The sequence below is a fragment of the Promicromonospora sp. NPDC050262 genome (assembly GCF_040655935.1).
GTDB lineage: Bacteria > Actinomycetota > Actinomycetes > Actinomycetales > Cellulomonadaceae > Promicromonospora.
The window spans coordinates 374,532-389,194 of sequence record NZ_JBFAKX010000002.1; the positions used below are offsets into that span (position 1 = coordinate 374,532).

At 69.5% G+C, this 14,663-nt stretch carries 14 protein-coding genes; all 14 read left to right on the plus strand.

What is annotated here, in order from left to right; genetic code table 11:
* Positions 1-18: 18 nt before the first annotated feature.
* The 14 genes from AB0I29_RS05115 (at position 19) to AB0I29_RS05180 (ending at position 14,538) form a co-directional block, all read left to right on the plus strand.
* Positions 19-981, plus strand: coding sequence for an ABC transporter permease (locus AB0I29_RS05115; protein ID WP_357478801.1), 963 nt, complete (start codon positions 19-21; stop codon positions 979-981).
* Entirely contained in the window at positions 978-1,907 is a 930-nt protein-coding gene (locus tag AB0I29_RS05120) for an ABC transporter permease (protein ID WP_357478804.1), read from the plus strand. The genes AB0I29_RS05115 and AB0I29_RS05120 overlap by 4 nt, the downstream gene beginning before the upstream one ends.
* Positions 1,904-3,088, plus strand: a complete 1,185-nt coding sequence (locus tag AB0I29_RS05125; protein ID WP_357478806.1) for a Xaa-Pro peptidase family protein — start codon at positions 1,904-1,906, stop codon at positions 3,086-3,088. Before AB0I29_RS05120 ends, AB0I29_RS05125 begins: the two co-directional genes overlap by 4 nt.
* Positions 3,089-3,135: 47 nt before the next feature.
* The gene (locus AB0I29_RS05130) at positions 3,136-4,068 is read left to right on the plus strand and encodes an alpha/beta hydrolase (protein WP_357478809.1); all 933 of its coding nucleotides are present in this window, start codon (positions 3,136-3,138) and stop codon (positions 4,066-4,068) included.
* Entirely contained in the window at positions 4,065-5,087 is a 1,023-nt protein-coding gene (locus AB0I29_RS05135) for an Lrp/AsnC family transcriptional regulator (protein ID WP_357478812.1), read from the plus strand. Before AB0I29_RS05130 ends, AB0I29_RS05135 begins: the two co-directional genes overlap by 4 nt.
* A gap of 194 nt (positions 5,088-5,281) precedes the next feature.
* Complete coding sequence (locus AB0I29_RS05140; RefSeq protein WP_357478816.1) at positions 5,282-6,340, plus strand: SDR family oxidoreductase; 1,059 nt, start codon at positions 5,282-5,284, stop codon at positions 6,338-6,340.
* 40 nt (positions 6,341-6,380) lie between these two features.
* On the plus strand, positions 6,381-7,085 hold the full coding sequence (locus AB0I29_RS05145; RefSeq protein ID WP_285102062.1) for a TetR/AcrR family transcriptional regulator: 705 nt from the start codon (positions 6,381-6,383) through the stop codon (positions 7,083-7,085).
* A gap of 109 nt (positions 7,086-7,194) precedes the next feature.
* Complete coding sequence (locus AB0I29_RS05150; protein ID WP_357478819.1) at positions 7,195-7,353, plus strand: hypothetical protein; 159 nt, start codon at positions 7,195-7,197, stop codon at positions 7,351-7,353.
* A gap of 624 nt (positions 7,354-7,977) precedes the next feature.
* Positions 7,978-8,628 (plus strand): GntR family transcriptional regulator, encoded by a 651-nt coding sequence (locus tag AB0I29_RS05155; protein WP_357478822.1) that lies wholly within the window; start codon positions 7,978-7,980, stop codon positions 8,626-8,628.
* A 164-nt stretch (positions 8,629-8,792) separates the two neighbouring features.
* Entirely contained in the window at positions 8,793-10,034 is a 1,242-nt protein-coding gene (locus AB0I29_RS05160) for an extracellular solute-binding protein (protein ID WP_357478825.1), read from the plus strand.
* Positions 10,035-10,038: 4 nt separating this feature from the next.
* Positions 10,039-10,974 (plus strand): sugar ABC transporter permease, encoded by a 936-nt coding sequence (locus tag AB0I29_RS05165; RefSeq protein ID WP_285106465.1) that lies wholly within the window; start codon positions 10,039-10,041, stop codon positions 10,972-10,974.
* The gene (locus AB0I29_RS05170) at positions 10,971-11,822 is read left to right on the plus strand and encodes a carbohydrate ABC transporter permease (RefSeq protein WP_285106464.1); all 852 of its coding nucleotides are present in this window, start codon (positions 10,971-10,973) and stop codon (positions 11,820-11,822) included. The genes AB0I29_RS05165 and AB0I29_RS05170 overlap by 4 nt, the downstream gene beginning before the upstream one ends.
* The gene (locus AB0I29_RS05175; protein WP_357478831.1) at positions 11,819-13,750 is read left to right on the plus strand and encodes a hypothetical protein; all 1,932 of its coding nucleotides are present in this window, start codon (positions 11,819-11,821) and stop codon (positions 13,748-13,750) included. Before AB0I29_RS05170 ends, AB0I29_RS05175 begins: the two co-directional genes overlap by 4 nt.
* The gene (locus AB0I29_RS05180) at positions 13,747-14,538 is read left to right on the plus strand and encodes a ribonuclease activity regulator RraA (protein WP_285106461.1); all 792 of its coding nucleotides are present in this window, start codon (positions 13,747-13,749) and stop codon (positions 14,536-14,538) included. Before AB0I29_RS05175 ends, AB0I29_RS05180 begins: the two co-directional genes overlap by 4 nt.
* Positions 14,539-14,663: the final 125 nt, after the last annotated feature.

The following is a 14,663-nucleotide window of genomic DNA, read 5'->3' on the forward strand; positions in this document are numbered from 1 at the left end:
ACCAGAAAGGCCGCCCGCGTGTCTCTCACCCTGTTCGTCCTGCGCCGCCTCGGCCGGGGAGTGCTGACGATCTGGTTCGCCGTGACCGTGACGTTCCTGCTCCTGCGCCTCCTGCCGGGCGACCCGGCGCTCGCCGTGGCGAGCACGAACATGACCGAGGAGGCGCGGGCGGCCCTGCTCGTGCAGTACGGCCTCGACCAGCCCCTACCGGTCCAGTACGTGCTGTACCTGGGCCAGCTCCTGCAGGGCAACCTCGGCACGTCGTTCACGCAGTCGGTGCCGGTGCTGGACGTGCTCCTGCACCGGCTGCCGTGGACGCTGCTCCTGACCTTCACCGCGCTGGCCCTCACCGTGGTGGTCGGCGTGCCGCTGGGCGCGCTCGCCGCCTCGGCCAAGGGCCGCGCCTGGGACCGTGTGGTCCAGGTGGTCGGCGTGACCGGCCAGTCCCTGTTCGTGCCCAGCGTGGGCATCGTGCTGCTGTTCCTGTTCGGCCTGGCGCTCGGCTGGTTCCCCATCGGGGGCGCCTACGACCAGGACGTGTACGGGTTCGAGTGGTACGGGTCGGTGCTGTCCCACCTGGTGCTGCCCGCGCTGTCGCTCACGCTGGTCCAGCTCGGCCCGTACGTGCTGACCATGCGGGCCGCGCTGGTGGACGCGCTGGGCGACGACTACGTGACCCTGGCGCGGGCCAACGGCCTCTCGCCCCGCCGGATCCTGTGGAAGCACGCCCTGCGCAACGCCCTGCTGCCGACCACCACGCTCATCGGCCTGCAGCTCGGGTTCCTGGTGGGTGGGGCCGTGCTGACCGAGACGGTGTTCGCCTACCCGGGCATCGGTCGCGGCATCTACGAGGCCGTGACCCAGCTCGACTTCCCCGTGCTGCAGGGGGCGTTCCTGCTGCTGGCGGTGACCGTCGTGGCGGCGAACATGCTCACCGACATCGCCTACGGCTTCCTCGACCCGAGAGTGAAGACATCGTGACCGCACCCCTGACCGACCCGGCCCTCACCGACCCGGCCCTCACCGACCCCGCCCTGACCGGGGCTCCGCTCGACGAACCGGGCCGGGGCCGCCGCGCCGGCAGCGCCACCTGGCGCGCCTTCCGGCGCCAGCCGCTGGGCGTCTTCTCGCTCGCGGTGCTGGCGCTGATCGTCCTGGTCAGCGTGTTCGCCCCGGTCCTGTCCGAGCCTCCGGCGAGCTACGGCCCCGACGTGCTGCGGCCGCCTGGCGGGGCCCACCCGTTCGGGACCGACGCCCTGGGTCGCGACGTGCTCGCCGAGGTGGTCTGGGGCACCCGCCAGTCCGTGCTGGTCGCCGTGGCGGCGTCGGCCATCGCGATCGCGTTCGGCACGCTGGTCGCCGTCGTCGGCGCGTACTTCCGCCGGGTCGACGCCGTCGTGGGGGTGCTCGTGGACCTGACCCTCTCGTTGCCGGTGCTCCCGCTGATGATCCTCGTGGCCGCCCTCGCGGGCCCGAGCACCACGACGATCATCCTGGTCGTGGCCGCGTTCTCCTGGCCCGAGGTGACCCGGTTGGTCCGCTCGCAGGCCCTGGCCGTCGTCGGGCTGCCGTACGTCGACGCCGCGCGGCTGATGACCCGCAACGCCGCCTGGATCATCGGCCGGCACGTGGTGCCGGCCGTCACCCCGGTGGTCGTGGTCTCCGTGGTGGTCACGGCGTCGCGCGCCGTGCTCTCGGCGGCGGGCCTGGCCTTCCTGGGTCTGGGCGACCCGACCACCTGGTCGTGGGGCCGCATCCTTTACGAGGCGCAGCAGTCCGGGGCCATGGTGAGCGCCTGGTGGCTCACGCTGTTCCCGTCGCTCGCGATCCTCGCGCTCGTCCTGTCCGCCACCCTCGTGTCGATCGCCTACAACGACGCCCGCAACCCGAGGAACCACGACCGATGAGCACCCGTTTCCCGCAGCGACTGCCCGCCGACGTCCTGGACCGGCTGCAGGACGGCGTCCGGGACCGGCTCGCCGCCGAGGACCTCGATGCCGTACTGACCGACCACCCCGAGGACGTCGCTTACCTGACCGGTTTCTTCCACCACCCGGGGGAGCGGCCCGTGGCCGTGCTCCTGCGGCCCGAGGGGCCTGCGCTCCTGCTGGTCCCGGAGCTGGAGCGGCAGCACGCGCAGGAGCAGCACGCCCGCGCCGAGATCGTGTCGTACGCCGAGTACCCGGGCGTGGAGAACCCGTTCGCCGCCCTCGCCCGGGCCGCCGGGCGCGTCCGGGGACGGCTGGGGGTCACCACGCTCGTCACCCAGCACCGGCTCGCCCTCGCCCAGGGCGCGCTGACCGCGGCGCAGTGGGTGCCGACCGAGCTCGTCACCAAGGCCCGGTACCGCAAGCTGCCCCAGGAGCTGGCACTGCACCAGGAGGCGGCACGGATCACCGACCTCATGCTCACCGCCGGCGTCGCCCTGGTGACCGAGGCCGTCGCAGCGGGCGGCGACCTGCCGAGCGAGCAGGAGCTCGCGCGGCACGTCACCTCGGTGGGCACGACCACCATGTACGACGAGCACGACGACGTCGTGGTGGTCTCGCCGCTGGCCGGCGGGCTCGTGTACGCGGGCCCCAACTCGGCCATCCCGCACGGCCTGCCCTCCGGCTACCGGCTGCGCCCCGGCGACACCTTCATGCTCTCCCTCGGCTGCGCCGTCGGCGGCCGGTTCGTGGAGGGGGAGCGCACGTTCGTGCTCGGCGAGCCGACGGCGGACCAGCGCCGCTACCACGCCACCGTGCGGCTCGCGCAGGCCGAGGGCAGCCGGGCCATCGCCCCGGGCGAGCCCTGCTCCCGGAGCAACGCCCGCTGCCTGGACGTGATCCGGGACGCCGGGCTCGGACAGTACCTGCGCCACCGGCAGGGCCACGGCATCGGGCTCGGCATGCACGAGCCCCCGTGGCTGGAGGACGGCGACGACACGCCCCTGGAGCCCGGGATGGTGGTCTCCAACGAGCCCGGCCTCTACGTGCCCGGCCACGCCGGGTACCGCATCAGCGACAGCATGGTCGTCACCGCCACCGGGTCGCAGCCGCTCACCGCGTACCCGCGCTCGCTCGACGACTGCGTGATCCCGGTCTGAGCCGGCCCGTCCCACCCCACGACTTCCCCTGACGAGAGGACCCCGCCATGACCGCGACCGATGACGTCTCGCCCGAGTTCGCCGCCGCCACCAGCACCGCCCAGCGCGTGACGATCAACGGCAACGAGCTCGCCGTCGAGGTGCTCGGCCCCGAGGGCGCGCCCGTGATCCTCACCCACCACGGCGCGCCGGGTCTCGGCTCCCGGGCCGAGCCGCGCGCCAGCTTCGGCCGCCTCGCCGACGAGTACCGCGTGGTCGTGTTCGACGCGCGCGGCAGCGGCGCGTCCGAGGGCTCCGGCACCTTCAGCCACGAGCAGTGGGCCGCCGACCTGGACGCGCTGCGCGAGTGGGCCGGCGCCGAGCGCGTCGCCATCGCCGGCGGCTCCTACGGCGGGTTCATGGCCATGGAGTACGCCATCCGGTACCCCGAACGGGTAGCCGCCGTCGTGCTGCGCGACACCTCGCCCGACCACGGCAACGCCCACCTCGCCCGGGACAACGCCCTGGCCTCCGACCGGGTGACCGTCGACATGGAGAAGTTCGACCGCATCGACCAGGGCCGCGTCCGGGACGACGACGACCTGCGCGACTGCTGGCGCGAGATCCTGCCCCTGTACGACTACGTGTACGACCCCGAAGCCGTCCAGCGCAAGGTCGCCGCCACCCCCTACCGCTACGAGGCGCACAACTACGCCTTCTCCGTGAACCTGCCCGCGTACGACCTCAAGCCCCAGCTCCCCGCAATCAGTGCGCCGACGCTGGTCACGGTGGGCAGGACCGACTGGATCACCCCGGTATCGTGCTCGCAGACCATCACCGAGCTGATCCCGGACGCTCGCCTCGTCATCTTCGAGCACTCCGGGCACTCACCCCAGATCGAAGAAGCCGAGGAGTGGACCCGGGTAGTGCGCGACTTCCTGCACGAGACGTACCCGCCGGCTCCCGCAGCCGGGCCGACGACGGCCGCCGGGCGCGCATGAACCTCGCAACCCTGGAAGACCTCGACGACCTCGACAAGCGCATCGTCGTCGCGCTGCAGCACGACGGCCGCGCGAGCTGGCGCGCCGTCGCCGAGGCCGTCGACGGCTCCGTCACCACGGTCTCCCGCCGCGGCCAGCAGCTCATCGCCGACGGCGTCGTTCGCGTGGCCGCCGTACCCGCGCTCGGCGCCGACGGACCCTCCGACTCCTTCTGGGTACGCATCAACTGCGCCACCGGCACCCAGGTCCAGGTCGCCGCCGCGCTCGCGGCCAACCCTGACGTGCGGTTCTGCACCATCGTCACCGGTGGCTACGACGTCATCCTCGAGCTCGTCGTGCGCGGCGGCGCGGCGCACCACGCGCGCATCCTCCAGGAGGTGCAGTCGGTGCCGGGCGTGGAACGCTGGCGCAGCGACCTGATCCTGCACGTCTACAAGGTGAGCTTCGACTGGGGGCGACAGCTCTACCGGGAGCTGCTGGGCCCGCCGGCCGAGGGCGACGAGGCCGAGGCCGCAGAGCCGGTCACCTGCGCGCCTGAGCACTTCGACGACGCGGACCGGCAGATCATCGCGGCCCTGCGCGACGACGGGCGCCGCACGTTCCAGAGCATCGCCGACGAGGTCGGCATGAACGAGTCCAGTGTGCGGCGCAGGTTCGAGCGCCTGCGGGCGTCCCAGTGCATCAGCCTGCTCACCCTCGTCCCGTCGGCTGCGCTCGGGATGAGCTCGGAGGCCCTGATGACGGTGAAGGTGGCGCCGTCCCGCATCGACGCGGTGGCCCACGAGCTGGCCCGGTACCCGTTCGTGCGGTACCTGGCCGCGATGCTCGACGAGAACTCCCTGCTGTGCGAGATCATCACGCCCACGGTGGAGGAGCTGTACGCCTTCATCACCGGGTCGCTCGCCCGCCTGGACGGCGTGGAGGGCTGGAACGCGTCCCTGGAGGTGCTCTACCTCAAGCGCGGTTTCGTCGAGACCCCGTGGTGGCGGGCGCAGGCCTCGGAGATCGCCGCCGGCTGAGCCGCGTCTTTCCATTGGGTGCTGAGTCGGGGAACAGGACCGAGCCGGGTTCGAAACAGAAGCACCTGGTGTGGATGATTTCTGGCGCCCCTCGTGGCCGGCGCTTTCCCGGTGCCGGCCGGGACAGGGACTTTCAGGCTTGCGCTATCACCCTCGCGGCACCGAAATGCCTTGATTTCAGCTCCGCCGAATAGGTGATTCGCGAGGCAGCAGTGGATTTTGATCGGCTGCTCGACGAAGCGTTCGCGCTTCTCAAGCCCGTCTTGCTCAGCGGCTGGCTGACAACAGGGTTAGGGGCTAACGCTGGGTCGCTCAAGCCTCCAGGAGGCGCCTCCGTGCCCGTCGGCGCGGCCGGTGCTGGAGGGGGCCCTGCCGGCGCAATACCCGACCGGCTCGATGGTAAGTCGACCAACTTGCCTCTGGGGCGTGAGGGGGCTTATCGTCCGTGTGGTGAGTCCATCGACTTACCTAACGACTCGGCAAGGAACAACATGAATCGTCTTGCGGGCAAGCGCGCCCTCATCACCGGCGGCACGAGCGGGATCGGCCTGGAGACCGCGCAGCGTTTTGTGGCGGAGGGGGCTGACGTGCTGGTCACCGGCGTGACCCCGGCCAGCATCGACAAGGCGCGGCAGGTCCTCGGGGACAAGGTGCCGGTGGTGCAGGCTGATGCGCGTGATCTGGATGCGCAGCGCGGTCTGGCGGAGCGGGTGCGTGAGCACTTCGGGGAGCTGGACGTGGCGTTCCTGAACGCCGGCGTCTCGGACTGGCGGCCGTTCGAGGACCACACGGAGGAGAGCTTCGACCGGCTCTTCGACATCAACGTCAAGAGCGTCTTCTTTCTCACGCAGGCCCTGGTGCCCGTGCTGGCCAACCCGTCCTCGGTCATCCTCAACGCGTCCGCCAGTGCGCACGGTGGCTATGGTCGGTCGAACGCCTACGCCGCGACGAAGGCAGCTGTCGGTTCTCGGATGCGGTCGTGGAACGCGGACCTGCTCAGGTCGCACAGCATCCGGTTCAACGCGGTCAGCCCGGGCCCGGTGGACACCCCGCTGTACTCCGGCGCCAAGCTCGGGATCGAGGACCCCGCGCAACAGACGGCGGTTCTGGAGGCGATCAGCGCCGGCATCCCGCTGGGCCGCATGGGATTGCCCGAGGAGGTCGCGGAAGCCGTCGTGTACCTGGCCTCGGATGTCTCCGCCTTCGTCGTGGGCCAGGACCTTATCCTGGACGGCGGCCAGACCGTCCTCTGACAGCGAGGACGCGGCCGGGAGACGAGCGAGGAGCGCGGACATGACGGTGATGGACCATGACCGAGCAGAAAACGGGGGCGACGCGTGCGAGCCCGGGTATCACGCGCAGATCAAGGCCGAGAACCGCGCGCGCATCATCCGCGCCGCCCGCGACCTCTTCCTCGCCCGGGGATACGACAAGACCTCCCTGGCCCAGATCGCCAGGGAGGCCCGCGTCTCCACCGGCACCCTCTTCAAGCGGTACCCCTCCAAGGCTGCGCTGTTCGCCGCCGTCACCGCCGAGCAGTGGCAACTAGATGTGCAGTACGCCGACCCGCCTCCGCCCGGTGATCCCCGGTTCGGTCTGGACCACATCGGCCGCGACTACGCCTGCTTGGTCTCGCGGCCGGGGACAGCGGCGCTGTGCCGTCTCATCATCACCGAACTTCCGCAGATGCCGGAGCTCGCCGACATCGTCGGCACCGGTTTCGCCATCGACCGCGGACCCTTCTTCGACCGGCTCCGCGACTACCTGGACGCTGAAGCGCGGGCCGGCACACTCGACTTCCGTTCGGCCGACGGCCAGGCACAGCCGACGTCTGCAGTGGCCGAACAGTTCCTCGGCATGATCTGCGGCCAACTCCTGTGGCCTCAGCTCGTCCGGACCGACTTCATCCCGCCCGACCCCACCGACACCACAATCGTGGACGAAGCCGTCGCCCTCATGCTCACCCGCTATCGCACCGGATCCCGAACCCCACGCTAAACCTTGTCAGCCCACGGAGATCGCGAGCACGCCGGCTCTCCGGAGCACCCCGACGGTGCTACCAGGCTCGTCCAGCAGTGACCACCATCACGCGCGGTTGCGGTGAGGAATGTCACAGGCGAATGCTGAAATTCTCGTCATCATCGACACCGAACTGTATGGCGGCACCTACTCGAAAGGGCGGTCCGATGCATTCACGCAGATCGGAGCGGCCCTGCGCAAGCTGGGAATCGTCCCCGACCTGAACGAGGACGCCGACGGTGTTTGACTCCGGCGCATTGAATGCGAACCGGCCGTCCTCGACACGTGCCCCCGATCTGATACGGAGAGGAGAGGCGGCCCTGGATGTTTGTGGCTCCTGAGTTCTTTTGGCAAGCTATCGGCTCTTTGAAGGCTGTGCCGCCAGAGGATTACGAAAACGCTCTTCGGGGGAAGTCATGCCTTCCATCGGTGCAGCGGTCCCATCGAGCGATCCAGCGCCTTGATGGATTGGCCGGCGGTTATGGAAAATCGGTGTGGCCCAGGCGGATCTGACACCTCGATTTTGAAGGCAGGCCGCACTCGAAAAGTCGGCACACGCGAAGGAGGGCCGCCTCGGCGCCGTCTGTGATCTCTGGCTCGACGTGAAAGGACGCCTGTGCCGTCGTCCACTCTTTCGCCCTCTCGCTTCGTCGATGCACGCGCGGCCTGGCGTCTACGCCGTACTCCTGGGCTCGGGAGTCTCTACGGGTGCTGGCGTGCCCACGGGCTGGGGCGTGGTCAAGACGCTTGTTCGTCGCGTGGCTACTGAGGACGCGCTCAGTCGGCCGACGAGACCATGCCAGATCGAGGCGCGATCCGTCATCGACTATCGCTAGGGTTTCCGAGGACCCCGACAGCGACGGAGCGAACGATGACGGAAACCCCGATCAGTAGAGGCCTGTTGTCCGACCAGGTGTATGAGCGGATCTTGGCGTCGATCCTTGACGGTTCTCGGGCGCCTGGCTCGCGGGTGGTCGAGTCGGAGATCGCGCGGCAGCTCGGCATCAGCCAAGCGCCGGTCCGCGAGGCGGTGAAGCGGCTGGTTCATGCCGGGCTCGTCGTATCGGTGCCGCGGCAGGGCAGCTACGTCACGGAGATCTCGCCCGCGGAGCTCGCCATAGCGCGGACGATGCGCGCCTCGATCGAGGCAGAGGCCGCTCGAATCGCAGCGGGCGAGATCTCCTCGACGGATGTGGCGCGGCTGCGCTCAGTCGTCACGAGGATGCAGGCGGCGGTGGACGCCGACGAGTGGGCGGCGTTCCGCGCACTCGACATCGAGTTCCATCGTGGCGTCATCGCTTCAACGGGCCTGTCGGTCCTCGCGCGCCAGTGGGACACCCTCGAGCCGATGCTGGTCAGTCAGCGGGCAATCGGTGATCCCGCCTACCTCGGTGACCGTTCGCGGGTGGTCGCCTGGCACGCCGATCTCATCGAGACCCTGGTCGAGGGTGACCGCGATGCCGCGGCCGCTGCGTTTTCGGAGCACGCCGCGGGCGCGCGCGATCCGGACGAGACGCGCTAGACGGCTCGGAGCGCGGCGCCGGCAGGCCCTGGGCCGGCCGGAGGCGCCTTGTGTGCGGGGCTCGGGCTGACCAGGCACCGGTCCGCATGGGAGTAGTTGCCACGCGTCGCCGCCGCGAGCTACTATCGCCTATCGATAGGCGATTGCGTAATCAAGGAGGATTCATGCAACACAGCACTCGAAGAGGTGCCGCACTCCTCGCCACATCGGCTGTGGGTGCCGCTCTGCTGGTGGGCTGCTCGACGAGCGGTGAGGGGGGCGGCGAGACCGAGCTCCGCATCCTGGCGAACATCACGCCGGTGCTCACCAAGGAGTACTACGAGGAGCTCGTCCAGCCGTGGGTGGACAAGCACCCCGGCGTCACGGTCACCATCGAGGTGCCAAGCGCCGAGAACGTCCAGGCGACCCTGCAGCAGGAGCTGGCCTCGGGTGATGTCCCGGACATCGTCGCGAGCAATCTCGACCCGGTGGTCGCGCCGCAGATGCTGTCCTACCCCGAGGACGAGTGGGTGCTCGACACGCCTCTGGCCGAGGAGAACGAGCTGGACGGCAAGATCTGGCAGGTCGCCACAGGCGCCCAGATCCAGTCACTTGTCTTCTACAACAAGGATGCCTTCGCCGCGGCTGGTATCGACGAGCCACCTGCGAGCGTCGAAGAGTTCACCGAAGCGCTCCGCGCGCTCAAGGCGGCCGACTACCTCCCGCTGCAGACGGCCGGCGAGTGGGTGACCGGGGCGCAGTTCGCCATGATGGCGAACCCGGACCTCCTCGGTTCCGGGGACTTCTACGGAGGGGTCACTGACGGCAGGACGACGTTCGCCGACAGTGCGTACGCCGACTACCTCGGTGAGTACTCGACCTGGATCTCGGACGGTCTGGTGGACCCGGACGCGCTCGGTCTGAAGTACCAGGACTCCATCGACGGATTCACCTCAGGCGCGGCAGCGACGTACGTCATGGGCAACTGGGTGGTGCCGTCGATCGACGAGGCCGTGAGCGACTTCGAGGTCGGCGTCTTCCCGATGCCGTCCTTGACCGGTGAGCCCGCAGCCCAGATGGGCGGGCCGGCCCAGCCGTACTCGATCCTGCAGGACTCCGACAACCAGGATCTCGCGCTCGACCTGGTCGAGTACCTCGTCACCGACGAGGCCGCGGTGACGGCATCGCTCGCGTCCGAGGGCAACTACCGGCAGGGCTACTCCTACGACGGAACTCCGCTCAACAAGGAGGTCGGCGCGATCCTTGACGCCGCTCCCGGCGTGGTGATCGGAACCTCCGGACCCGGCGTCCCACCCGGGTTCGGCGACGAGCTGAACAAGCAGATCCAGTCGCTGTACGTCGGGACGACGCCTGCGGACGCGACCGCCGCCCTCGACTCGTGGTGGGGTACGAATGCTGCTCGATAGCAGTGTGACCGGAACCGGCGGGGTGATGCCCCCGGCGGTTCCGGCCGTCGTCCGCCGGCGCAGGCGCGCGACCGGCGCGTTCCTGACGGACACCGTCATGATCGGTCCGGCCCTCGTGCTCGTCGCACTCTTCGTGCTCATCCCGATCGGGATCGCCGTCTACCTCAGCTTCACCGACTGGGACGGTTTCACGATCCCGCCGTCCTTGGTGGGGATGCGCAACTACGAGCTTCTGGTCCAGGACCCCGAGGTGGTGCGCGCCGCTGCCTACACCACGGTGATCGCGGTGGTCGGGACGTTGGTGTGCAACGCGCTCGGCCTCGGGATCGCGCTGATGCTCAACCGCAACACGTGGGTGAACACCGTCATGCGGGTCCTCGTGTTCGCTCCGTACGTCGTCGGACCGATCATCCTCGGCTTCCTCTGGGCGTCGATCCTTGGCACCAACGGCGCGGTGAACTCGGTGCTCACCGCCTCGGGCGCGGAGCGCATGCCGTTTCTCGCGGATCCTGTCTGGGCGATGGTCACGACACCCCTGGTCATCATCTGGGCGAGCTTCGGCGTGAACGTCATCCTCTACCTTGCCGGTCTGCAGACGCTCGACGCGTCGTTGCTCGAGGCAGCGAAGATCGACGGCGCAGGGCCCTGGGTGTCGTTCTGGCGCGTCAAGCTCCCGGTGCTCGCGCCGACGGTGACACTCAACGTGGTGCTGGCCGCGATCGGACTTCTGCGCGTCTACGAGATCGTGCTCGCCCTCACCGCGGGCGGGCCTGCCGGCACGACGCAGACCGCCGTCTTCAACATTCTGACGACCTCCTTCAGCAGGTCGCAGCTCGGCTACGGTGCGGCACAGTCGGTGGTCCTGATGCTTGTCATCATCGTCGTCACCGTCGTGCTCACTCAGCTACGGCGGCGCAGCGAAGAGGCGGTGGCGGCATGATGATCACCCGCCAGGGCGGGAGCGTCGGCCGGATAGGCCGGGTCACCGGCCTCCTCCTTCTTGTCGTGCTCATGGCCGCGCCCCTCTACCTCCTGGTCGCGAACGCGTTCAAGACGGAGAGGGACATCCTCGAGTCGCCGTTCGGGCTGCCCGCCGACGGGTTCACCGTCGACAACGTGGCCGCGGCCGCGACGTCGACCGACTTCAACGTGCTGGCGGCGTACGGGACCACCGCTCTGCTCGTGATCGTGGTCAACGTCCTGTCGATCCTCGCGACGGGCCCGGCGGCATACGCGATCGCACGCGGTGCCGGTCGGGGGCACCGCTTCGTGCTGCTCGTGATGCTCGCAGGGCTCTTCATCCCCAGCCAGACCATCGTCATCCCGGTGATCTACGTGCTGAAGACCGTGGGTCTGATGGGCACGGTGCCTGGACTGGTCCTGTTCCAGACAGCGCTCACCATTCCGACGACGCTGTTCCTGTTCTCCGCATACGTGCAGAGCATCCCGCGCGAGCTCGACGAAGCGGCCCGCATCGACGGGGCATCCCGGCTGGGCACGTTCTGGCGCGTGATCTTCCCGCTCATGCGTCCCGCCGTCGCCACCGCCGTGGTGCTCAACGCTGTCGGCGTGTGGTCCGACTTCGTCAACCCGCGGATCATCCTCGGACCAGGTTCGGGGCTCTACACGGTGACGACGGGCGTCTTCGCCGCGGTCAGCAAGTACTCCACCGACTACGCGCTCGTGTACTCGAACATGCTGCTCGCCGTCGTGCCGGTCATCGTGTTCTACGTGCTGCTGCAGAAGCGGATCATCGGCGGCCTGACGTCCGGGGCGGTGAAGGGATGATGCGCATCACTGCGGCCGTGCCGCTCCGCGAGGTGCCGCGGTGGGCCCTGCTCGAGCGCGAGCTGCTCGCAGTTCTCGACCAGGCCTGGCGTCGCTTCGCCGAGCGCTTCTGCGAACCGGACGGCCGACTGCGGTACGCGGGCCGCATGTACGGCAGGGACGGTGTCGACGACTTCTACGAGCCGTTCTTCAACTGGCCTGCCCTCTACCGGCTGGGCGGGGCGGACGATCTGCTCGGCGCGGCCAAGCACCACTGGGAGGGCGTGACCCGGCAGCTCACCGAGCTCGGGTTCGTGCGCGACGAGTACGAGGTGGGTTACGACTGGTTTCACCAGGGCGAGTCACTACCGCTGTTCCTCGGTATCTGCGCCGCGGATCCTGACGACGCGGCGTTCCGCGCCCGCGCGCGGCGGTTCGCCGACTTCTACCTGCCCGGCTCCTCGACGGGGAACTATGACGCGTCGACACGCACGATCGTGGCACCACATACCGGCTCGGGCGGACCGCGCTGGGGCGTGGGCGAGGACTGGGAGGAGTACCGCGCCGACCAGGCCGGCATGGAGATCTATGGCCTGCCGCTGCGGGATCTGCCGGACCTGCGCGAGTGGGACGACCTGCGCGCGCCCGGTGCCGCCGCTCGCATGGGACGGGCGATGCAGGAGCGAATGGGGCGCGGCGACACCGCGGTCAACCTCGCGGCGACGACCCTGGCCACGAACGCCTGGCTCTACGCACAGGAGGCGCGCTACGCCGACTGGGCGCTCGAGTACATCGACGCGTGGCGGGAACGGGCCGCGGTCAACGACGGCGTGCTGCCCGACAACGTCGCCCCCGACGGCACGGTCGGAGGCCTCCACGGCGGCGCCTGGTACGGGGGCCACTACGGATGGACGTGGCCGCACGGGTTGCATTCCATCGCGTCGGCGGCAATCGTCGCGGCTCTGAACTCAGTTGCTCTCACCGGAGAGCTCGACCGGCTCGACTTCGTCCGGGGGCTCCTTGACGCGGTGCTCGCGCGTGGTGCCGTGCAGGACCGCATCGCGTCACGCGGGAGCCTCGGGCCGGGCTGGGCGGACCGCCTGGAGGCCGACGAGGAGACCACCGAGCTACTGGTTCCGTACCGGTACGGCCCGGACGGATGGTTCGACTACCACCCGATGCCGCTCGAACCGGTGCTGTGGCTCGACTGGATCTCGCACTCGGCGGAGGATTCTGCGCGACTCGAACGCATCCGGGCTGCCTCGGGCAGTGACTGGAACGCCGTGCGCTGGTTCCATGACAAGGAGGAACAGGGTCATGAGGCGCCGTGGATCGAGTTCCTCGCCGGCCGCAACCCCGGTTATCCGGAGGCGGCGCTGGAGCTCGCCCTGGGGCAGGTGCTCCGGCGGCTCGGACTCATCGACGAGGCGCCGGATGAGCCAGAGGACGGTGACATCCATTTCTGGCAGCGGCTCAACCCGGTCGTCACCGAGATCCTCACCCAGCTTGTCACCGGCGCGCCGCCAGCCCTCTACTACGGTGGGCTGAGTCACGCCCGCATCCTGGTCGCTGACGGTCGCCGTGGCAGGCCGGGTCTTCCCGCCGACGTGGCCGCGCTCGTCCGTGCGGCCACGTCTGCCCAGGTCGCGGTCGAGCTCGTGAACCTCGGCCCCGACGAACAGACGGTCATCCTGACGTCCGGCGCGTTCGGCGAAGACCGCATCGACGCCGCCACCTACGCCGTCGCCGTGCCGGGCTATCCCGGTGACCCTCGCGACTACGCCATCCCGCACGCACCGTCGCGCAGCGAGCGGGTGGCCGTCGGAAGCGCCCGTCTCGTCGTCGTCATGCCGCCTCGCACCCGCATCAGCCTCGACCTCGCGATCACACGGCGTGCGTACGGCGCCCACCACCAGAGCTTTGCCGGTTCGATCAAGGAGAACGCATGAACACCACTCTCGAATCCCCGTCGTCCGTCTGGCCGCTGCCCGTCCGGGGCGACTCGTTCGAGCGCGCCACCCCTGACCTCCTGCGTCGGATGGACGCGGTGAGCGCTGCCACTGCCTGCGCGAAGCTCAACGGTATGGGCATCGGCCGCACGGCGGTGCAGGGGCCGACGCCGCTCGAACGGGGGAGCCGCGTGGTCGGCTCCGCGCTCACGTTGCAGTTCATGCCACAGCGCGAGGACATCGCAAGTGGCACGAACCAGGAGTACATCGAGCGGGACACCGCGCTCTGGGCAGTCCTCGAGACGGTGCAGGAGGGCGACGTGCTCGTCGTCCAGGCCTACGGCAGCTCGTTCACCGGATGTTTCGGTGACATGCTCGTGCGCTACTTCAAGCGGCGAGGTGGGGCGGGCATCGTGGTCGACGGACGCATCCGCGACGCGGCGCGCGTGCGTGACCTCGGCGTGCCGATCTGGTGCACGGGGACCACGCCGCACTACGCGTCGCAGACGGACCTGTTCCCGTGGGCGTACGACGTGCCGGTCGCCGCCGGTGGTGTGCTGTGCCTGCCGGGCGACGTGGTCGTGGCCGATGACGACGGTGCGGTGATCGTGCCGTCCGGCAAGGCGCTCGAGCTGGTGCAGTCGGCGGAGGACCACGAGAACTGGGAGGAGTTCAGCAGGATGCGTCTGGAGCAGGGCGCCCGTCTGTCGGACTACTACCCGCTCACGTCGAACAGCCGGGCCGAGTACGAGGCATGGCGTGACGGCGGACGACCCCCGCTCGCCTGACGTGATCGACGCACACCTCCACGTGTGGGGCGCGGAGCTGCTCGACCGCGAGTGGCTGAACGAGGCCCGGACGCGCCCCATCAGGCAGGCGTTCACACTCGACGACGCCGCCACGATGCTGCGGC

Coding starts and splice junctions, on each gene's coding strand:
- AB0I29_RS05125 (WP_357478806.1), top strand. CDS start 1,904: ATGAGCACCCGTTTCCCGCAGCGACTGCCCGCCGACGTCCTGGACCGG.
- AB0I29_RS05130 (WP_357478809.1), top strand. CDS start 3,136: ATGACCGCGACCGATGACGTCTCGCCCGAGTTCGCCGCCGCCACCAGC.
- AB0I29_RS05135 (WP_357478812.1), top strand. CDS start 4,065: ATGAACCTCGCAACCCTGGAAGACCTCGACGACCTCGACAAGCGCATC.
- AB0I29_RS05145 (WP_285102062.1), top strand. CDS start 6,381: ATGACGGTGATGGACCATGACCGAGCAGAAAACGGGGGCGACGCGTGC.
- AB0I29_RS05150 (WP_357478819.1), top strand. CDS start 7,195: ATGTCACAGGCGAATGCTGAAATTCTCGTCATCATCGACACCGAACTG.
- AB0I29_RS05155 (WP_357478822.1), top strand. CDS start 7,978: ATGACGGAAACCCCGATCAGTAGAGGCCTGTTGTCCGACCAGGTGTAT.
- AB0I29_RS05160 (WP_357478825.1), top strand. CDS start 8,793: ATGCAACACAGCACTCGAAGAGGTGCCGCACTCCTCGCCACATCGGCT.
- AB0I29_RS05170 (WP_285106464.1), top strand. CDS start 10,971: ATGATGATCACCCGCCAGGGCGGGAGCGTCGGCCGGATAGGCCGGGTC.
- AB0I29_RS05175 (WP_357478831.1), top strand. CDS start 11,819: ATGATGCGCATCACTGCGGCCGTGCCGCTCCGCGAGGTGCCGCGGTGG.
- AB0I29_RS05180 (WP_285106461.1), top strand. CDS start 13,747: ATGAACACCACTCTCGAATCCCCGTCGTCCGTCTGGCCGCTGCCCGTC.